General features: G+C 58.6%; 22 protein-coding genes. 12 read left to right on the top strand and 10 right to left on the bottom strand.

The genetic code is table 11. The features are described 5' to 3' along the window. Positions 1-17 precede the first annotated feature (17 nt). The 9 genes from QEP11_RS12430 (at position 18) to arsC (ending at position 7043) form a co-directional block, all read left to right on the top strand. A complete protein-coding gene (locus tag QEP11_RS12430) occupies positions 18-617 on the top strand; it encodes a YqgE/AlgH family protein (RefSeq protein ID WP_284336953.1) in 600 nt (199 codons plus the stop codon). After that, positions 614-1066, top strand: coding sequence for a Holliday junction resolvase RuvX (gene ruvX / locus QEP11_RS12425; protein ID WP_284336952.1), 453 nt, complete (start codon positions 614-616; stop codon positions 1064-1066). The genes QEP11_RS12430 and ruvX overlap by 4 nt, the downstream gene beginning before the upstream one ends. Continuing rightward, complete coding sequence (gene pyrR, locus QEP11_RS12420) at positions 1063-1572, top strand: bifunctional pyr operon transcriptional regulator/uracil phosphoribosyltransferase PyrR (RefSeq protein WP_284336951.1); 510 nt, start codon at positions 1063-1065, stop codon at positions 1570-1572. Before ruvX ends, pyrR begins: the two co-directional genes overlap by 4 nt. Positions 1573-1574: 2 nt before the next feature. Further along, positions 1575-2537: an aspartate carbamoyltransferase catalytic subunit gene (locus tag QEP11_RS12415; protein WP_284336950.1), complete on the top strand. Its 963-nt coding sequence runs from the start codon at positions 1575-1577 to the stop codon at positions 2535-2537. 61 nt (positions 2538-2598) lie between these two features. Beyond that, positions 2599-3891, top strand: coding sequence for a dihydroorotase (locus QEP11_RS12410; RefSeq protein ID WP_284336949.1), 1293 nt, complete (start codon positions 2599-2601; stop codon positions 3889-3891). 55 nt (positions 3892-3946) lie between these two features. Beyond that, positions 3947-4756 carry a lysophospholipid acyltransferase family protein gene (locus QEP11_RS12405; protein WP_284336948.1) on the top strand — a complete coding sequence of 270 codons (810 nt, stop codon included), beginning with the start codon at positions 3947-3949 and terminating at the stop codon, positions 4754-4756. Between the two features lie 60 nt (positions 4757-4816). Then, the gene (locus tag QEP11_RS12400; protein ID WP_284336947.1) at positions 4817-6217 is read left to right on the top strand and encodes a dihydrolipoyl dehydrogenase; all 1401 of its coding nucleotides are present in this window, start codon (positions 4817-4819) and stop codon (positions 6215-6217) included. Between the two features lie 69 nt (positions 6218-6286). Further along, positions 6287-6682 carry a DUF423 domain-containing protein gene (locus QEP11_RS12395; protein ID WP_284336946.1) on the top strand — a complete coding sequence of 132 codons (396 nt, stop codon included), beginning with the start codon at positions 6287-6289 and terminating at the stop codon, positions 6680-6682. A 10-nt stretch (positions 6683-6692) separates the two neighbouring features. Then, the gene (arsC, locus tag QEP11_RS12390) at positions 6693-7043 is read left to right on the top strand and encodes an arsenate reductase (glutaredoxin) (RefSeq protein WP_284336945.1); all 351 of its coding nucleotides are present in this window, start codon (positions 6693-6695) and stop codon (positions 7041-7043) included. Between the two features lie 38 nt (positions 7044-7081). Here arsC and QEP11_RS12385 read toward each other — a convergent pair whose 3' ends face one another. From QEP11_RS12385 to ureE, 6 genes are all read right to left on the bottom strand, one after another. Continuing rightward, a complete protein-coding gene (locus QEP11_RS12385; protein WP_284336944.1) occupies positions 7082-7633 on the bottom strand; it encodes a hypothetical protein in 552 nt (183 codons plus the stop codon). A gap of 113 nt (positions 7634-7746) precedes the next feature. Further along, positions 7747-8820, bottom strand: a complete 1074-nt coding sequence (locus tag QEP11_RS12380) for a DUF697 domain-containing protein (protein WP_284336943.1) — start codon at positions 8818-8820, stop codon at positions 7747-7749. Between the two features lie 73 nt (positions 8821-8893). Further along, positions 8894-9556: an urease accessory protein UreG gene (gene ureG, locus QEP11_RS12375; RefSeq protein ID WP_284336942.1), complete on the bottom strand. Its 663-nt coding sequence runs from the start codon at positions 9554-9556 to the stop codon at positions 8894-8896. Further along, positions 9553-10260, bottom strand: coding sequence for an urease accessory protein UreF (locus QEP11_RS12370; RefSeq protein ID WP_284336941.1), 708 nt, complete (start codon positions 10258-10260; stop codon positions 9553-9555). The genes ureG and QEP11_RS12370 overlap by 4 nt, the downstream gene beginning before the upstream one ends. Before the next feature lie 4 nt (positions 10261-10264). After that, the gene (locus QEP11_RS12365) at positions 10265-10534 is read right to left on the bottom strand and encodes a DMT family transporter (RefSeq protein ID WP_349816772.1); all 270 of its coding nucleotides are present in this window, start codon (positions 10532-10534) and stop codon (positions 10265-10267) included. A 53-nt stretch (positions 10535-10587) separates the two neighbouring features. Then, entirely contained in the window at positions 10588-11154 is a 567-nt protein-coding gene (ureE, locus tag QEP11_RS12360) for an urease accessory protein UreE (RefSeq protein ID WP_284337037.1), read from the bottom strand. An 84-nt stretch (positions 11155-11238) separates the two neighbouring features. Between ureE and QEP11_RS12355 the strand changes: the two genes are divergently transcribed. Further along, the gene (locus QEP11_RS12355; protein ID WP_284336939.1) at positions 11239-11700 is read left to right on the top strand and encodes a gamma-glutamylcyclotransferase family protein; all 462 of its coding nucleotides are present in this window, start codon (positions 11239-11241) and stop codon (positions 11698-11700) included. 116 nt (positions 11701-11816) lie between these two features. On the opposite strand, the gene ureC is transcribed toward QEP11_RS12355, so the two are convergent. From ureC to QEP11_RS12335, 4 genes are all read right to left on the bottom strand, one after another. Continuing rightward, positions 11817-13535 carry an urease subunit alpha gene (ureC, locus tag QEP11_RS12350; protein ID WP_284336938.1) on the bottom strand — a complete coding sequence of 573 codons (1719 nt, stop codon included), beginning with the start codon at positions 13533-13535 and terminating at the stop codon, positions 11817-11819. Beyond that, a complete protein-coding gene (locus QEP11_RS12345; RefSeq protein ID WP_284336937.1) occupies positions 13535-13840 on the bottom strand; it encodes an urease subunit beta in 306 nt (101 codons plus the stop codon). The genes ureC and QEP11_RS12345 overlap by 1 nt, the downstream gene beginning before the upstream one ends. Positions 13841-13854: 14 nt before the next feature. Continuing rightward, entirely contained in the window at positions 13855-14472 is a 618-nt protein-coding gene (locus tag QEP11_RS12340) for a HupE/UreJ family protein (RefSeq protein WP_284336936.1), read from the bottom strand. Positions 14473-14571: 99 nt separating this feature from the next. Then, positions 14572-14874, bottom strand: a complete 303-nt coding sequence (locus tag QEP11_RS12335) for an urease subunit gamma (protein WP_284336935.1) — start codon at positions 14872-14874, stop codon at positions 14572-14574. Positions 14875-15197: 323 nt separating this feature from the next. Here QEP11_RS12335 and urtA point away from each other — a divergent pair, with 323 nt between their 5' ends. Both urtA and urtB read left to right on the top strand, forming a co-directional pair. After that, positions 15198-16466 (top strand): urea ABC transporter substrate-binding protein, encoded by a 1269-nt coding sequence (urtA, locus tag QEP11_RS12330; RefSeq protein ID WP_284337036.1) that lies wholly within the window; start codon positions 15198-15200, stop codon positions 16464-16466. A 98-nt stretch (positions 16467-16564) separates the two neighbouring features. Beyond that, positions 16565-18169 (top strand): urea ABC transporter permease subunit UrtB, encoded by a 1605-nt coding sequence (gene urtB / locus QEP11_RS12325; protein WP_413788724.1) that lies wholly within the window; start codon positions 16565-16567, stop codon positions 18167-18169. Position 18170: the final 1 nt, after the last annotated feature.

Below are 18170 nucleotides of genomic sequence, written 5' to 3'. Positions count from 1 at the left end.
CGCTAAAATAGGCAGTTATGCCCGCTGAATCTGCGCCTATCAATCTGACGCACCATTTTCTGATCGCCATGCCCGGTCTGGAAGATGAGTCCTTTTCTCGCAGCGTGGTGTATTTGTGTGAACATAACGAGCGCGGTGCGCTTGGGCTGATCATCAACAAGCCATCCACGCTGAGTCTGCAATCCCTGTTGCACAAAATCGATTTGCCTTTAGGGCGCAAGGACCTGCAAGAGGACTTGGTCTTGCGCGGAGGGCCCGTGCAAACTGATCGTGGCTTTGTCCTGCACGATCCCTTCATTATTGAAGGGGCGAAGGAAGATGAGTCGGCTTATGCATCCACGCTGGCCATTCCTGGCGGCCTGGAGATGACGACCTCCAAAGACGTGCTGGAGGCGATTGCGCATGGCGCAGGACCCCGTAGGGTGGTGGTCACGCTGGGCTATGCCTCGTGGGGCGAAGGTCAGCTGGAGTCAGAGCTGGGTGAGAATGCCTGGCTGACGGTCAATGCTGATCCACAAGTCATCTTCAATACTCCGATTGAAGAGCGTTATAACAGGGCTTTGAGCCTTCTGGGGCTGGAGCCCTGGATGCTGTCTCCCGAATCAGGACGCGCATGAATTCCGACACCTCTTCTTCACGGCCCAGCCAAACTGCTGCACAGGCCGTGGATTTCCCTGCGCACATTCAGCAATTTCTTGCGTTTGACTTTGGCACCAAGCGCACAGGCTGTGCCTCGGGTAATCGTGTGTTCGGAGGTGCCAGCCCATTGCCGACCATCAAGGCGGAGGGTGCGGATGCGCGGTTTGCTGCTGTGGAAAAGCTGATCAAGGAGTGGCAACCACAAGCGCTGGTGATTGGTGTGCCTTACCACCCAGATGGGGCGCCGCACGAAAACACGGCACGGGCACTGAAATTTGGTCGCCAATTGCGTGGGCGATTCAATTTGCCGGTCTACGAAGTTGACGAACGCTACAGCACCACGGAAGCCTTGGCGGGTGGTGCCAAAGATGCCGATGCCGCTTCGGCATGCATCATCTTGGAACAATTTTTGAGGAGCATTGCATGAGTCTTTCCGCTGGTTCTTTGGTGCTGGATGCCGAAGCTCTGTATCGTGAGTTATTGCGCGGTGTGCGCAGTCTGATGGGGCCGGAGACCAAGCTTGCGGGCGTGGCTTCAGGCGGTGCATGGTTGGCGCAGCGTTTACACAAAGATCTGGGTCTGCCAGGCAGTGCGGGCGTGCTTTCTTCTGCACTGCACCGCGATGATTTCGCGCAGCGTGGTATGGCACAAAGTGTGCAGACGCAGCTCGACTTTGACGTGAACGGAGCCGACATTCTTGTGCTGGATGATGTGCTCTACACCGGGCGCACAGTGCGTGCCATTTTGAACGAACTGTACGACTATGGACGCCCCGGTAGTGTGCGCTTGGCCGTGCTGGTGGACCGTGGTGGGCGTGAACTGCCCGTAGCCGCCGAATTTGCAGCCGCCCGCGTTGCACTGCCAGCCAGCCAGTCGCTGGCTCTGGCGCGTAGCGAAAACGGTACCTTCCAATTTGAAGTCAAAGAGGTCTGAACGTGCTGTACAAGCGCAACCCCCAACTCAACAAAAACGGTGAGCTCATTCATCTGCTGTCCACGGAAGGCCTGTCCAAAGACATCCTGACCCAGATTCTGGACACGGCAGAGAACTTTGTCAGTGTCAACGACCGCGAAGTGAAGAAGGTGCCTCTGCTACGTGGCAAGAGCGTGTTCAACCTGTTCTTCGAAAACAGCACGCGTACGCGCACGACGTTTGAAATTGCCGCCAAGCGTCTCTCGGCAGACGTGTTCAATCTGGATATTGCACGCTCTTCCACGGCCAAGGGGGAGACCTTGCTGGACACTATCGACAATCTGTCGGCCATGGCTGCGGATATTTTTGTTGTGCGCCACAGCGAATCGGGTGCGCCGTATCTGATTGCCCAGCACGTGGCACCGCATGTGCACGTGGTCAATGCCGGTGATGGCCGCCACGCACACCCTACGCAGGGCCTGCTGGACATGTACACCATTCGCCACTACAAGAAGGACTTCTCCAACTTGCGTGTTGCGATTGTGGGCGACGTGCTGCACTCCCGCGTGGCGCGTTCCGATATTCACGCGCTGACCACCCTGGGCGCGGCCGAAGTGCGCGTGGTTGGCCCTCGTACTTTGGTGCCTGCAGACATGTCCAGCATGGGGGTGCGCGTCTTCCATAACCTGGAAGAGGGCATCAAGGACTGCGATGTCATCATCATGCTGCGTTTGCAAAACGAGCGCATGAGCGGCGCATTGCTGCCATCAAGCCAGGAGTATTTCAAGAGCTTTGGCCTGACCGAAAAACGCCTGGAGCTGGCAAAGCCTGATGCCATCGTCATGCACCCCGGACCCATCAACCGAGGCGTGGAAATCGACTCTGCTGTTGTCGATGGTCCCCAGGCTGTGATTCTCTCGCAAGTGACTTTTGGTATCGCTGTGCGGATGGCGGTCATGTCCATCGTGGCAGGCAACGAAGCCTAATTGTTTGGATCGCTGCTTGCGCTTGCCAACTGAGCGCAAACAGCCCATTGGGTGTGAAACCATGAAAATCTTGATTCAAAACGGCCGTGTGCTTGACCCTGCACGCGGATTCGACCAAGTGTGTGATGTTGCCGTGGCAGCGGGCCGTATTCTGTCGATAGGGCAGGCGCCTGCAGGCTTTGCAGCCGACCGCGTCATTGATGCTTCGGGTCAATGGGTGTTGCCGGGGTTGGTGGATTTGGCGGTACGTTTGCGCGAACCAGGCCATGAGCACGAAGGCATGCTGGCTTCTGAAATGGCTGCCAGCGTGGCTGGTGGCGTGACCAGCTTGGTGTGTCTGCCTGATACCGATCCCGTGCTGGACGAGCAGGGCTTGGTTGAGATGCTTAAGTTCCGGGCCGAAAAGCTTCACCAATCGCGTCTGTTCCCGATGGGGGCGTTGACCAAAGACCTCAAGGGTGAAGTGCTGACCGAGATGGCCGAGCTGACCGAGTCGGGCTGCGTGGCGTTTGGCCAGGCGGATGTACCGCTGTCGAGCATCACTACCTTGAGTCGCGCGCTCAGCTATGCCAACACTTTTGGTTATTCGGTCTGGTTGCGTCCTCAGGACAAGGATCTGGGCAAGGGCGTGGCAGCCAGCGGTGCTTTGGCCACGCGCATGGGCCTGGCGGGTGTGCCAGTGGCGGCTGAGACCATTGCCTTGCACACCATTTTTGAGCTGATTCGTGGCTCACAAACCCGTGTGCACCTGTGCCGCATTTCCAGCGCTGCGGGTGTGGAACTGATCCGAAAGGCCAAAGCCGAGGGCCTGAATGTGACGGCAGACGTGTCCATCAATGCGTTGCATCTGACGGAAAACGATATCGGCTATTTCGACAGCCGCGCACGCTTGAATCCACCGTTGCGCCAGCAACGCGATCGCGATGCCTTGTCTGCTGCCTTGGCCGACGGCACCATCGATGCGTTGGTCTCGGATCATTGTCCGGTAGATGATGATGCCAAGGTACTTCCTTTTGCGGAAGCTGAGGCAGGGGCCACCGGCGTCGAATTGCTGCTGTCCCTTGCCGTGAAATGGTCTGAGGATGGCAAAGTGCCTTTGTCCCGTGCTCTGGAGGTGGTGACGGCAGCGCCAGCACGTTTGCTGGGGAGCGCTTTGGGAACCTTGCAAGCCAGCCTGGGTCAATTGGTCGAAGGCGGTGTGGCTGACTTATGTGTAGTCAACCCACAAAGCGCCTGGACCGTGACGGCCAAAGAGCTGGTCAGTCAAGGCAAGAGTACTCCCTTTAACGGCTACGAATTACCAGCCCGGGTCCAGCTGACGCTGGTCAATGGTCACATTGCATTTGAGCGTTAAGTCGTACAACCCTTTTGGGTTTCGTCGGGAGAGTCACCACAACCACTGAAGGAGGATGGGCCTGATGGCTGGAAGTTGGCGTGCAATACGAAGATTTACGCAAATGCTGTGGCATGCCATCAAGGGCGTGCATCTGGCTCGTAATGGCTTCAACCAATTGGATGCCCAGGCCCAGCAACGTGCCGTTGAGCGCTGGGCTCGTGAATTTCTTGAAGCTGCCGGGATAGCACTGCGTATAGAGGGGCAACCTGTCGCACATGGGCCAGTATTGCTGGTGGCCAATCACCAGTCCTGGCTGGATATTCCCACCTTGCATGCGGCCCGCCACTGCCGCTTTATTTCCAAGGCAGAAATTTCCCGATGGCCCCTGGTGGGCGCTTTGGCGCGTGCAGCTGGCACGCTGTTTGTGCAACGCAACTCGCGCAGAGACACGCAGCGTACCGTGCTTGCCATGGCCCAGGCATTGGAGCACGGCGATATTCTCACGGTTTTTCCTGAGGGCACAGTAGGTCCCGGGCGCGAGCTGTTACCGTTTCACGGCAATATGTTGCAGGCGGCTATCGATGTCGATGTGGCTGTGCAGCCCGTGGCCATGACATTTGTTGATCAGCGCACAGGCGCTATTTCGTACGTGCCATGTGAGGCTTATCCCGATGAGCCTATGTTGAGGAGTCTATGGCGCACCATTGGCACAGAGCATTTGATGGCTGTTGTGCATTATGGAGTCCCGGAAAAGGCCAATGGCCGTGATCGCCGCCAATGGGCGAATGACTTGCGTGCGCAGGTGCAGGCTTTGCGCTGGAATGCAGCCAGTGAGCCGGAGCTTGAGCAAGACTTACCCTTGGAACAAGCTACTGTCCGATAGCCTGCTGCCAGGTGGTTTCACCACAATCGATAGTGGCAAACATAGGGAGGAGGAATGTCTATGCGCACCATTCAGGTAGATATTGCGGTGATTGGGGCAGGCACTGCAGGTATGCATGCTTTCAGTACTGCACGCCGTGCCGGAGCGCGCGTGGTGATGATTGACCATGGCCCCTTGGGGACTTTGTGCGCCCGTGTGGGCTGTATGCCATCCAAGGCGGTGTTGCATGCCGCCAAGCGCTGGGATTCTTTGCGAAGTCTGCTGCCTGAAAACGGGATACAGCAACTGCCCGCAGGACACACCACGCCACAGGCTTTGTGGAGACAAGCCTTGTCCATCCGTGATGAACTGGTGGCTGGCAATGTGCGCCAGGTGGAAAAGCTCGGGGGGGCCGACTTGTTGCACGCCAGTGCACAGTTTGTGGGGAAGGACACACTGGAGCTCAGCGACGGGCAGCGCGTGCAAGCACGTGCCTTCATTGTGGCCACAGGCTCAGAAGCCATCAAGCCTGCAGACATGCAGCAGGAGCTGGGCGACGCACTGATCACTACGGATGAGCTGTTTTTCTTGCCCGAATTGCCGCGCAGTCTGGCGGTAATGGGGCTGGGTGCCATTGGTCTGGAAATGGGGTTGGCGCTCAGGCGTTTGGGCGTGGATGTGGCTGCCGCAGGCCGATCTCCTGTTTTGGCCAAGATGGCAGATCCTGAAATTGCCAGAGTGTCCCGCGATTATTTTGCACAGCAGTTGCCCATGGCCTTGGGGAACCCTGATATTCAGGTCCGCAAGGATGGTGAGGGAGTGTTGCTCAAAGCTGGGGAACTGGAGCATCGGGCCCAGTACCTGCTGGCTGCGTTGGGCCGTCGGCCACGCCTGCAAGGCTTGGATATGGAGCATGCAGGTGTGCAACTGGATGATAAAGGGCGCCCACGCATGGAAGCTGACCAGTTGCGTTGTGCGGGCAGCATGGTGTTTTTGGCAGGCGATGCACTGCCTGACCGTGCGCTGATGCACGAAGCCGGGCATGAAGGGACGCTGTCTGCCCAGCAAGCCTTGCGGGCTCTGGGGGACCGCAAGTGGCAAGACTTGCCGCTGCGGCATCGCACCGTACCCATGTCCATTGTCTTCAGTGATCCCGACATGGTGCAGGTAGGCATGCGGTTTGATCAATTGCCCGCAGATGCATTGATTGGCACGGTCGACGGGATGGGCAGTGGCCGCTCCAAACTGATGCAAGCACCGCACCATTTGCTGCGCATCTATGCGGAGCGAAACACGGGCAAGCTTTTGGGCTCCAGTATTTTCTGCAGCGGCGGAGAACACCTGGCACACCAACTTGCCTGGGCCATTCAACGTGGTGAAACCGTGGACAGCATGCTGGATCTCCCGTACTACCATCCAACGCTGGAGGAAATGGTGGATACCGCCTTGCGGGCGATGCGGCGCAGTCTGCGCAATGCTTGACCGCATACGCCGCGCAGACGGGATAGGCTGCCGATAATCTAACGTGTTTTGAATACAGGGAACATTGGCATGCGTAAGTTGTGGATTCCGATTGCAGCCCTCTTGGGTGTCACAGGTGTGGGCATGGCAGCATATGCCTCGCATGGCTTGGGCTTTATCGCTGACCCGACCGTCCGTGAAGCGACTCGTACCTCCTTGCAGATGGCTGTTCAGCAGCAAATGTTCCATGCGCTGGCCTTGCTGGGGGTGGGCATTCTGTCGCTCAAGGGATGGAGCAACCGCTGGATTTGTGCTGCAGGCGGACTGTTTGTGCTGGGTGTGATGCTCTTTAGCGGCTTGATTTATCTGCGCACCTTCACCGGTGTGGAGACTTTCCGTGCTTTTGTTCCATGGGGCGGTAGCAGTCTGATGCTGGCCTGGCTGGCGCTGGGCGTAGGTGGTTTCAAAACAGCGCGCAGCGCCTAAACTCAGGGCTATGAGCGATATCACTATTTTTCACAACAACCGATGCAGCAACTCGCGCGGCGCTTTGGCGCTTTTGCAGGAACGCGGCATTGAGCCCAATATCGTGGACTACATTGCCACGCCATTGACTGCCGCGGAGCTTTCAGAGCTGGTGGCCCATCTGGGCGTGCCGGTACGTGACTTGCTGCGCACCAAAGAGGCTGCGTACAAAGAGCTGGGTTTGGATAACCCCGCGGTCAGCGATGCGCAAATCATCATGGCAGTAGCGGAGCACCCTGTACTACTCAATCGCCCCATCGTGGTGACTCCCAAGGGGGCGGCGCTGTGCCGTCCACCAGAGAAGGTGCTGGAGCTACTGTAAGCTTTAGAACGTGGTTGCGAGGAGACGCAAACACGTTCTTAGCAGCCTGCGCGAAACTGCTGGTCGCGCGCTGCTTTACGTTCGCTTCGGATGCGTTCCATGTGGCTAGCCGAGCCTCCACGGCGCCCCATCTCATCGAGTTGGCGAATGCGTTGTTCGATAACTGTGCAGTCTGGGCGTGCTCTGCGTCGCTGTGCCAGCGCGGAGGTGTCTGCGCGGTGCACCAAAGGAGCTTGGCTCGAGGTCTGCTGTTCGGCGTGGCGCCACTCCCGCTCCGCGTATCTCCATTGCCGCTCCCAGGTCCAGGATTGCGGCACGGATTGACTGCGAAGCATGGTGGCGTTGTGTGACTGGCACGACTGAGCACTCCAGAACTGGCGCTCGGCAAGCCGACATAAAAACACGGTGCTGTTGTGCGTGTTGCCGTGGACTTCAACAGGTGGCTGGATCTCCACAGTAGCTCCATTCAGGCAGGGCGCATCGCTGTAGCTATGGCCGCAACGAAACACCTGTGCGTGACAGGGGACGGCCACCAGGGTGAACATCGTTGCGCAAACTGAAAGCAGAGTAAAGCGGGCTAGTGTGGACATGGCTTGATGCTAGAAGCCAGAGCCATGCTGTACAAGCGCATCTGTCCATAAAGTCATGCAGTGCCACAGACGCCAAAACCCTGCGTGCTCCAGCGCTGCGTGCGGGTAGATGATCAAGACTTGTCTTTGGGTTTGAGTGACTGCTGCAGGCGCTGCGTGACTGAAGAGGTGGAATCTCGCACCTGCAGTGCCGCATGGTTGAGACCTTGTGCGGTGGCCTGGTACGCAGACTGTGTGGCGTCGCTAACGCTGCGCCCGGCTTGTTTGACACTGTCCGCAGCTGCCTGGGCGGTGCTCACTACGCTGTGTTTGATGCGACCATACACTGCCTGGGTGATTTGGCTGCCGCAGTCTTTGACAATGCTGCCTAGCAACTGCGCAGCCCGATGCGTGGCGCCGCGTTTGATGGTTTGCCGTTCGGGTGATTGTGCTGGCGCGCAATAGGCATCTGCGATCAAGCCAACACGCAGTGTGAGAAAAGCGTTGGCAGCGCCGCTGGCCAGACTGTTGGTCAGCAACTGTCCCATGCCTCCAAGTCCGGGGATGCTTCCCACGGCTGCAGGCGTGGCAGACTGCACAATCGGAGCGGTGAGTTCAGCAAAATCCACATCATCCAGACTGCTGGCAATCAGCACGCATGCACCGACATTGCCATACAGATAGCTCATTTGCTTGAGCGAGGGGCGCAGGCCATAGATACGCGCAATGCGCCAAACCAGCTGAATCTGGCTGACTAATACCACCAGTCCATCCAGACGGCCGTTTTGCAACAGTGCCGTGCTGGAAAGTACTTCGGCAGCTGTGCGCCGCGTTTCGCTTTCTGCGGCTTGGCGTAGCTGTGCCAGCGCTTGCGAGAGGTCGGCCTCGCTTTCCAGTGCATAGCCTGCCAGCCGAGAGTTGCGGGCCAGATGCGCACGCAGCCGTTGCTGGTAGTCGTGGATGGCCTGATGGTCCCCATCTTCCGGCCAGCGCAAGGGCGCAGGCAGCCGCAGCAACCAGATAGTGGGCAGTACAACCGTGGCAATCAGCAAGCCGGTCAGACTCCAGAATACGGGCTGGCCGGCACCTGCGTGCAGGCGGTCTGCAGCATCGGCCAGCTGACTGACCATGGCCACGGCAAATACACCTGTCCATACCACCAGCGCTGTGGCTGCTATCCAGAGCAGGCGGGAAGTCAATCGTGTCATGGTGCAAAGTCTCCAAAGCCAAACGGCATCCAGTGTGCCTGAGTGTGGCTGGAGTTGCATGGAAGAGAAAAATTCAGGCGTGCACCAGCAAACCCTGTTTTTCGATAAATGCGACGACCTCGTCCAGGCCTTCCAGCGTTTTCAGGTTGGTCATGACAAAGGGTTTCAGGCCTTTGGGGGTGCTGCGCTGCTTTTCTGTGTCGCTGCGCATGATGTCCAGGTTGGCACCAACGTGGGGGGCCAGATCTGTCTTGTTGATGACGAAAAGATCGCTCTTGGTGATACCGGGGCCGCCTTTGCGAGGAATCTTCTCGCCTGCGGCCACATCGATCACATAAATGGTCAGATCGCTCAGTTCAGGACTGAATGTGGCTGCCAGGTTGTCACCACCCGACTCAATGAAGATGATGTCTGCATTCGGAAAGTCCACCAGCATGCGGCTGATGGCTTCCAGGTTGATGGACGCATCTTCACGAATGGCAGTGTGCGGACAGCCTCCAGTTTCCACTCCCATGATGCGCTCTGCCGGCAAGGCTCCGCTGATGGTCAGCAGGCGCTGGTCTTCCTTGGTGTAGATGTCATTGGTGATGGCCACGAGGTCCCATTTCTCGCGCATGGCCTTGCACAGCATTTCGAGAATGGTGGTCTTGCCAGAGCCGACCGGTCCACCAATGCCAATGCGCAAAGGCGGCAGTTTTTTTGTGCGGTTGGGAATGTGGTGCAGTGCAGTGCTCATGATCGAAACAGGCGTGAGTATTGATGTTCATGCCGGGCCGACAGAATGGCCAGCATGGGTGAAAAGGCTTGGCGTTCATGCTCGGGCAGCGTCAGAGCGTATTCGACGGCAGCAGGAATGTCCTGCGTCAGTCTCGCCAGAATGCGCTGACCGGCGCTTTGTCCCAGAGGTACGGCCTTGATGGCGGCCTGGGTCATGTTTTCTGCCCAGCCAAAGGCGTAGGCCAGTAGCACTTCTCGGGGGGCTGCTTGTGTCAAATGTCCGGCCAGCGAAAAAACGATCGGGTAGTTGGCATCCTGGGTGGCCAGCCACTGAATGCGTCCCATTGCTCCTGTGTCGTCTGCATAGCGGGTTTTGAGCCATTCAACCAGCGAGCGGCCCATTTGTTCGGACTGCAGGCGCAGCTCGCAACTTTCACGCGTGCTACGCACCCATGTGTTGAGCGCTTGCAAGCGATTGGTGTCTTCAGGCGACCAGGCGGACAAGGCTTGGGCAATGGCTGCCATATCGCTGCGGGCCTGCGCCAGGTGCAATTGCGCTACCAACCAGTCGGATGCCTCCTGTTCGTTGGAAATCAGGGATGCATTGACTGCGGCTTCCAGCCCTTCGGAATAGGAAAATCCTCCAATCGGCAAGGCGGGCGAGGCGAGCCACATCAGCTGCAGGAAGCTGTGCGACGCCAAGTGCAAAGGAATGTTGTGCATAGGCCTATTCCCCGCGCAGGGTGAGGAACTTGAGCCCCACAATGCCCGTGATGATCAAGCCAAAGCAAGCCATGCGGGCCATGCTGCGATCTTCATCCAGGAACACCATGCCATAGGCTGCCGTGCCCACAGCGCCAATGCCTACCCACACAGCGTAGGCCGTACCAACAGGGATGGTGCGCGTTGCCAGCGACAACAAATACATGCTGGCTGCAATAAACGCTGCGCAAAACAGACTGGGCCAGAGTTTGGTGAAGCCTAGGGTGCGTGGCATGGCAGCAGCATAGAAAATTTCACACAGACCAGCGGCAATCAAAAATGCCCAGTTCATCCACAGCAGCCCTTTCCATGGTCATGGCTGCCAGTTTTTTTGCCATGTGGGTGTCCATGGGCGTGGCTATGTTCATGGTGATGGTGGCTGTGTCCATCGTTGGTGACATGACCACCATAGGCTCCTCCTTCGGGTTCGAAAGGCAGCTCGACCTCTTCCACGGTCATGTGCATGCTGCGCAGCATGTCGGCAAGCACGTGGTCGGGTTCAATCTTCAGGTGATCGGGCTGCAGCTCTATGGGTACATGGCGGTTGCCCAGGTGGTAGGCCGCGCGCATCAGGTCAAAGGCGCTGCCATGTTCGGCGCAGGCGCTGATTCTCAGTACCTGTTGCGCTGCGGCGATGACGCGCACCATGGAGCCATCTTCGGCCACCAGCACATCACCGCCGCGCACGGCCTGCCCATGGGGTAAAAAGATGGCCAGTTCGCGGCCCAGGCTGTCGGTGGCGGCAAAGCGTGATTTCTGGCGCACATCCCAGTCCAGCTCCACGGTTGAAGCGCGTTTGAGCAGCACACTGGCAAGACCCTGGCCTTGGGGGAGGAGTTTGTTGACGGTCAACATCATTCTTACTTTCAAAAGGGAAGCGGCAAGTTGGCGCGGATTGTGCGAGAGAGGCGCTTCCGAATACTTGATAGCATGACAAACATGTCAACCCCTTCTGCATTTTCTTCGTCTGTGGCCTCTGACTGGCAACCTTGCGGTGCCAGTCATGTGGCCGTGTATGGCACGCTGCGTGCCGGTGGTGTGAATGAGATTGCGCGCTTGCGCGATGGCATGGTGATGACAGGGCGAACGACCTTGACGGGCACGCTGCACGACATGGGCTGGTATCCCGGCTTGAGCCTGCAGGGTTCGCACCAGGTACTGGCCGAGGTCTATCCGCTGGATCCTGCGCTGGAGCAGGTGCTGGATGGCTATGAAGGCATCTGGCCACAGAGCACAGGCGAATACACCAAGCGCATCGTGACTGTTCCGGTGGCGCTGACCGGTGGAGGCACGCAGATGCTGGCCGTGCTGGTCTATGAAGCGCTGCCCGCAGCAGTCGCTCAAGCACCTGTGATCCATGCGGACGATTGGCTGGCCTGGTTTCAGGCGCAGCAACGGTAGTTCGCTGACTGAACCACACACGCGATCAAGCTGGGAGCCAAGGCTCCATGTCGCAGCCCTTGGCAGTGCCTTGTAAAGCTGCAGTGCAGTGGCTGCCACGTTGATGGGCATGGTGCTCAGAACAGGAAGTAGCGCTGGGCCATAGGAAGGCTGCGCGCTGGCTCGCAGGTCAGCAACTGCCCATTCGCACGTACAGCGTAGGTCTGGGCGTCCACTTCCATGTGTGGTGCCAGATCGTTGTGGATCATGTGCTGCTTTTTCACGTCGCGGATGCCTTTGACCGCAGACAGCACTTTGGTCAAGCCAAAGCGCTCGCCGATGCCTGCGGTCACACCTGCTTGTGAGACAAAGGTCAACGAGGTCCTTGCTATGGCTCCGCCAAAGGCGGCGAACATGGGGCGGTAGTGCACGGGTTGCGGCGTGGGGATGGAGGCGTTGGGATCGCCCATGGCGGCCATGGCGATCAAGCCGCCTTTCATGATGACGGCAGGTTTGACGCCAAAGAAGGCAGGCTTCCAGATCACCATGTCGGCCCACTTGCCCACTTCAATGCTGCCCACTTCGTGGCTGATGCCATGCGCGATGGCTGGGTTGATGGTGTATTTGGCGATATAACGCTTGGCACGGAAGTTGTCGTTGCGTGCGCCATCGCCTGGCAAAGCGCCGCGCTGCTGCTTCATCTTGTGCGCAGTCTGCCAGCAGCGCAGGATGACTTCGCCCACCCGCCCCATGGCCTGGCTGTCCGAGCTGAACATGCTGATGGCACCGATGTCGTGCAGGATGTCCTCGGCGGCAATGGTCTCCTTGCGGATGCGGCTCTCGGCAAAGGCAAGGTCTTCGGCAATGCCCGCATCAAGGTGGTGGCAGACCATCAGCATGTCGACGTGCTCGTCCAGCGTATTGATGGTGTAGGGGCGTGTCGGGTTGGTGGAACTGGGCAGCACATTGGCCTCACCTACCACTTTCAGGATGTCGGGGGCGTGGCCGCCGCCTGCGCCTTCGGTGTGGAAGGTGTGGATGGTGCGGCCCTTGAAGGCGGCCACAGTGTCTTCCACAAAGCCCGATTCATTGAGCGTGTCTGTGTGGATGGCGACCTGCGTATCGGTTTCCTCGGCTACATCCAGGCAGTTGCTGATGGCCGCCGGTGTGCTGCCCCAGTCTTCGTGGAGCTTGAGGCCAATCGCACCTGCGCTGATCTGCTCGTGCAGACCGGCAGGCAGCGCCGCATTGCCCTTGCCCAGAAAGCCAAGATTCATGGGGAAGGCGTCAGCCGCTTGCAGCATGCGCTCCATATTCCACGGGCCGGGCGTGCAGGTGGTGGCGAAAGTGCCCGTGGCCGGGCCTGTGCCGCCGCCGATCATGGTGGTCACACCGCTGGTCAGCGCTTCCTCGATCTGTTGAGGGGCAATGAAGTGAATGTGGGTGTCGATACCGCCTGCGGTGACGATGTGGCCTTCGCAGGAGATGATTTCAGTGCCTGGACCGATGATGATGTCCACGCCCGGCTGTGTGTCCGGGTTGCCAGCTTTGCCAATTGCTGCAATACGGCCACCCTTCAGACCAATGTCGGCTTTGACGATGCCCCAGTGGTCCATGATCAGTGCGTTGGTCAGCACTGTGTCCATGGCTCCCTGATCACGGCTGCGCTGGCTTTGCGCCATGCCGTCACGGATGGTCTTGCCGCCGCCGAATTTCACTTCTTCGCCGTAGCCGCCTGCAGCCAGGGTGTAGTCTTTTTCGACTTCAATGATCAGGTCTGTGTCGGCCAGCCGCACGCGATCGCCCACGGTGGGGCCAAAGGTTTCGGCGTAGGCGCGCTTGTCGATGGTCGCCATCACAGGTCTCCTTGAATCAGGCCGCGGAAGCCATAGACCTTGCGATCTCCGGCAAAGTCCACCAGCTCCACCGTGCGTTGCTGGCCGGGCTCAAAGCGCACAGCCATCCCGCTGGCAATGTTCAGCCGCTTGCCGTGGGCCGCTGAGCGGTCAAATTCCAGGCCCGCATTGGTTTCGGCAAAGTGGTAGTGCGAGCCCACCTGAATGGGGCGGTCGCTGGCGTTTTTGACCACCAGCGTGACGACAGCACGGCCTGGGTTGAGAATGTGCACACCCTCATCGACAAAGATTTCTCCGGGGATCATGCGCAGCCCTTTCTTCAAGCGAGGCGGGCAAGCATGAAGGCGCCCAGCGCAGCGGTCACACCGCCCGCCACTTTGGCGATGACCTGGTAACGCTGCATCACGGCATGACCGATCAACATGCCCGTGACATGCAGCAGGGCGGAGCCTGCGGCCATGCCCACGATCACACCTGCTGCGGCTCCGAAGGAATCTTCGAAAAGCTCATAACCGTGCGCCGCACCATGGAAAAAGGCAAACACACCGGCCAAACCTGCGGCAGCACCCATCGCCATCTTCTGCCGCACCATGACCAGCAGGCCCAGCACCAGCACGGAGGCGGCAATCATGGGCTCAATGGCGGGCACATGCAGACCCGCAAAACCGGCCAGGCAACCGGCCATCAGCAACGCCACAAAAGCGGCAGGTGCTGTCCAGGCCTTGCGCGATCGGTTGAACGCCAGTGCGCTCCAGGCGCCAACTGCCAGCATTGCGGCCAGGTGGTCAGCGCCGCCAAATGGGTGGGCAAAAGCGTGGGTCAGGCTGTCCAGAAAATTGTGGTGGCTACCCCCATCAGCACCCACATGGGCGAGGGCGGAAAAGGGCAGGGCAGCAGCGGTGGTCAGGCTGGCAGTGATGAGGTATTTGTGTTTCATGGCAGTGAGCGCTGGTGAGAGAAGGAGGAAAAAATTGTTGTGGGCGGTGAAAGAGTGCATGCCGCTTGATCGCTGAAGTCATGCTGTGTAGTGGCGCCGTTAAACAATGGGTTCGTGCACCGTGACCAATTTGGTGCCATCGGGAAAGGTGGCCTCGATCTGGATGTCTGGAATCATTTCGGCAATGCCGTCCATGACGTCCTCGCGCGTGAGTACGCTGCGGCCTTCGCTCATCAGTTGCGCCACTGTTTTGCCATCGCGTGCGCCTTCCATCACATGGGCGCTGATCAGGGCCACTGCTTCGGGGTAGTTCAACTTCAGGCCACGGGCCTTGCGGCGTTCGGCCAGCAAGGCGGCAGTGAAGATGAGCAGCTTGTCTTTTTCGCGAGGGGTGAGTTCCATGGCGTGATCGGTTGCGTTGCGAAGGGGCAGAAGTGCTCCCTCCCCTTGTGTTTGCAAAAGACGTGCCAGTGCAAGCTGTGGTGCACGGCGCCTGCATTGATTTGGTGCTGTCGGCTTGAGTGCGCCCAAAGCCAGTATGTGCATTGGTGCAAGGCTTATCCAGACTGGTGCGGCAATACTGCTTTTCTGCTTTTCTGTGCACCGGATTGGTGATTTGTGTGCATGCTCCTCAAAGTGGCACATGGTTTGCATTGAGCGGCTGGACACCGCCGATGAACGCTTGCGGCGGGCATATTCAACCAGCCCTTTAGGAGCATTTCATGATCCAGTGCCGTTTCACATTGAAGGCTTTGGCTGCCAGCGCAGCTATGGCCGGTTTTGGTTTTGCCGGTTTGCCAGCCCAGGCGGCAGACACCATCAAGGTGGGTGTGTTGCACGCGCTGTCGGGCACGATGGCGATTTCTGAGACAGCGCTCAAAGACATGGCGCTGATGACCATCGAAGAGATCAATGCAAAGGGTGGCGTGCTGGGCAAGAAGCTGGAGCCGGTGGTGATAGACACAGCATCCAACTGGCCTTTGGCTGCAGAAAAGGCCAAGCAACTCATCAGCCAGGACAAAGTGGCCGTCACTTTTGGCTGCTGGACATCGGTGTGCCGCAAGTCGGTGTTGCCAGTTTATGAAGAAAACAACGCCGTGCTGTTCTACCCCGTGCAATACGAAGGGGAAGAGTTGAGCAAGAACGTCTTCTACACCGGCGCTGCGCCCAACCAGCAAGCCATTCCTGCGGTGGAATATCTGATGAGTGAAGACGGTGGTGAGGCCAAGCGCTGGGTGCTGCTGGGCACCGACTATGTCTATCCGCGCACCGCCAACAAGATTTTGCGTGCTTTCCTCAAGAGCAAAGGCGTAGCCGACAAAGACATCATGGAGGCTTACACGCCCTTTGGGCACAGCGACTATCAGACCATCGTGGCTGACATCAAGAAGTTCGCTGCAGGTGGCAAGACCGCGGTGGTCTCGACCATCAACGGTGACTCCAACGTGCCTTTCTACAAAGAGCTGGGCAATGCCGGATTGAAGGCCACCGATGTGCCCGTGGTTGCTTTCTCCGTGGGTGAGGAAGAGCTGCGGGGGCTAGACCCTAAACCCCTGGTGGGCCATCTGGCGTCGTGGAATTACTTCATGAGCGTGAAGAACCCCAGCAATGATGCCTGGATCAAGCAGTGGAGCGCCTACGCCAAAGCCAGGAACTTACCAGGTCAGGCCAGCAAGCCTTTGACCAACGACCCCATGGAAGCCACATACGTAGGTATTCATATGTGGAAACAGGCAGTCGAGAAAGCCAAGTCGCTTGAAGCCGACAAGGTGATTGCAGCCATGGCGGGCCAGACTTTCAAAGCACCCAGCGGTTTCACACTGACCATGGATGCAAAAAACCACCATCTGCACAAACCGGTGCTGATTGGCGAAATCAAGGCCGATGGGCAGTTCAATGTGGTGTGGAAAACCCAGGGTCCGAGCAAGGCTCAGCCATGGAGCCCTTTTATTGATGGTAACGACAAGAAAAAGGACGAGCCTGAGAAGAAGTAAGCCGATCTGGCACCGCAGTTGCCGTGCAGTGCCTGTACCGGAGTCTTTGTTGCAAGGGCCCGTCCGGTGTGGCGGGCTTTTTGTTGATGGGATCACCTATGTTTTCAACCCTCATGTACGCCATGCGTCAGGGACTGCATGCTGCAGTGGCTGCACTGCTTGCGTGGCAAGTGCCTGCTGTGGCGCTGACAGCAGAGCAAGCGCTGGCCATGGCTCAAGGCGACAACAACAGCCGCATTGCAGCGATGAACGACGCGGTTGCTACAGGCAAGGCCGAGCGCGTGGCAGATTTTCTCCATGCCCTGCGCGATGGTGAAGTGCAATACACAGAGCAACGCGCTTTTATAGTGCGTGGCGCTGAGACACTGGACCCCGTGACGGGGCTGGCAACGGCACTTCCAGAAGCTGCGCAAGAGGCCAGTACCAACAACCGCATGCGTCGTGAAATTGGCAATGCCCAGGCGGCCTTGAACCTGTTCGTCGGGAATGATTCAGAGCGGCTGGATGCGGCCAGGGCCATGCTCAAAGGCGCGACTTCTGCACGCCTTCCCACGCTGGACAAAGCGCTGGCGCAAGAAAATCATGAAGCTGTGCGCGCAGAACTGGAGCTGGCGCGTGCGGCGGCCTTGCTGGGGAGCGATGATGTGAACGAGCGCATGGCTGCGGCGCAGCAACTGGCACAGCGCGCCACCCCTGCCACCCGCTTGCTGCTCAATGAGCAGCTGTCAAAAGAGGTGGATCCCAAAGTTCAGGCAATACTCAAGCGAGCCTTGGCTGAGGTCGAGGACAAGCTGGCCTGGGGCGAGCGCCTGGGCGTGGCGTTTACGGGGATCAGTCTGGGTTCCATCCTGCTGCTGGTGGCATTGGGCCTGGCCATTACTTATGGGCTGATGGGCGTCATCAACATGGCCCACGGTGAGCTGATGATGATTGGCGCCTACGCCACCTTTGTGATGCAGGGCCTGTTCCGCAGCTATCTGCCAGCTTACTTTGACTGGTATTTGCTGGCAGCCATTCCTGTGGCTTTCATGACCTCGGCTGTGGTGGGGGCCATCATGGAGCGTGGCGTGCTGCGTTTTCTGTACGGACGTCCGCTGGAGACCTTGCTGGCTACCTGGGGGATAAGCCTGGTGCTGATGCAGCTGGTGCGCTCCACCTTTGGTGCACAGAACGTGGCCGTTGAAAACCCCGTGTGGATGAGTGGTGGTCTGCAGCTGCTGCCCAACCTGATGCTGCCGTGGAACCGCGTGATCATCATCGCCTTTGCCTTTGCCGTGCTCGCCGGTGTTGCCTTCATCATCGCCAAAACCCGCATGGGCTTGTTTGTGCGGGGCGTCACGCAAAACCGTCCGATTGCTTCGTGCATGGGCGTGAACACTGCGCGTGTAGACACCATGGCTTTTGCGCTGGGCAGTGGCATTGCGGGTTTGGCCGGCTGTGCGCTGAGCCAGATCGGCAATGTGGGGCCAGATTTGGGCCAGAGCTACATCGTTGATTCATTCATGGTCGTGGTGCTGGGCGGCGTGGGTCAGTTGGCCGGGACGGTCTATGCCGCTCTGGGGCTGGGCATTCTCAACAAGTTCCTGGAAGGCTGGACCGGGGCGGTGCTGGCCAAGATTGCAGTGCTCATTTTCATCATCGCCTTCATCCAAAAGCGTCCTCAGGGCATCTTTGCAATGAAAGGCCGCAGCGCGGAGGCATGAC

It is taken from the genome of Comamonas halotolerans, assembly GCF_030162935.1.
GTDB lineage: Bacteria > Pseudomonadota > Gammaproteobacteria > Burkholderiales > Burkholderiaceae_C > Comamonas > Comamonas halotolerans.
The sequence above is the reverse complement of the archived record's forward strand: the minus strand, read 5'-3'. Positions and strand labels throughout refer to the sequence as shown.

Coding starts and splice junctions, on each gene's coding strand:
- QEP11_RS12430 (WP_284336953.1), top strand. CDS start 18: ATGCCCGCTGAATCTGCGCCTATCAATCTGACGCACCATTTTCTGATC.
- ruvX (WP_284336952.1), top strand. CDS start 614: ATGAATTCCGACACCTCTTCTTCACGGCCCAGCCAAACTGCTGCACAG.
- pyrR (WP_284336951.1), top strand. CDS start 1,063: ATGAGTCTTTCCGCTGGTTCTTTGGTGCTGGATGCCGAAGCTCTGTAT.
- QEP11_RS12410 (WP_284336949.1), top strand. CDS start 2,599: ATGAAAATCTTGATTCAAAACGGCCGTGTGCTTGACCCTGCACGCGGA.
- QEP11_RS12405 (WP_284336948.1), top strand. CDS start 3,947: ATGGGCCTGATGGCTGGAAGTTGGCGTGCAATACGAAGATTTACGCAA.
- QEP11_RS12400 (WP_284336947.1), top strand. CDS start 4,817: ATGCGCACCATTCAGGTAGATATTGCGGTGATTGGGGCAGGCACTGCA.
- QEP11_RS12395 (WP_284336946.1), top strand. CDS start 6,287: ATGCGTAAGTTGTGGATTCCGATTGCAGCCCTCTTGGGTGTCACAGGT.
- arsC (WP_284336945.1), top strand. CDS start 6,693: ATGAGCGATATCACTATTTTTCACAACAACCGATGCAGCAACTCGCGC.
- QEP11_RS12385 (WP_284336944.1), bottom strand. CDS start 7,633: ATGTCCACACTAGCCCGCTTTACTCTGCTTTCAGTTTGCGCAACGATG.
- QEP11_RS12380 (WP_284336943.1), bottom strand. CDS start 8,820: ATGACACGATTGACTTCCCGCCTGCTCTGGATAGCAGCCACAGCGCTG.
- ureG (WP_284336942.1), bottom strand. CDS start 9,556: ATGAGCACTGCACTGCACCACATTCCCAACCGCACAAAAAAACTGCCG.
- QEP11_RS12370 (WP_284336941.1), bottom strand. CDS start 10,260: ATGCACAACATTCCTTTGCACTTGGCGTCGCACAGCTTCCTGCAGCTG.
- QEP11_RS12365 (WP_349816772.1), bottom strand. CDS start 10,534: ATGCCACGCACCCTAGGCTTCACCAAACTCTGGCCCAGTCTGTTTTGC.
- ureE (WP_284337037.1), bottom strand. CDS start 11,154: ATGTTGACCGTCAACAAACTCCTCCCCCAAGGCCAGGGTCTTGCCAGT.
- QEP11_RS12355 (WP_284336939.1), top strand. CDS start 11,239: ATGTCAACCCCTTCTGCATTTTCTTCGTCTGTGGCCTCTGACTGGCAA.
- ureC (WP_284336938.1), bottom strand. CDS start 13,535: ATGGCGACCATCGACAAGCGCGCCTACGCCGAAACCTTTGGCCCCACC.
- QEP11_RS12345 (WP_284336937.1), bottom strand. CDS start 13,840: ATGATCCCCGGAGAAATCTTTGTCGATGAGGGTGTGCACATTCTCAAC.
- QEP11_RS12340 (WP_284336936.1), bottom strand. CDS start 14,472: ATGAAACACAAATACCTCATCACTGCCAGCCTGACCACCGCTGCTGCC.
- QEP11_RS12335 (WP_284336935.1), bottom strand. CDS start 14,874: ATGGAACTCACCCCTCGCGAAAAAGACAAGCTGCTCATCTTCACTGCC.
- urtB (WP_413788724.1), top strand. CDS start 16,565: ATGTTTTCAACCCTCATGTACGCCATGCGTCAGGGACTGCATGCTGCA.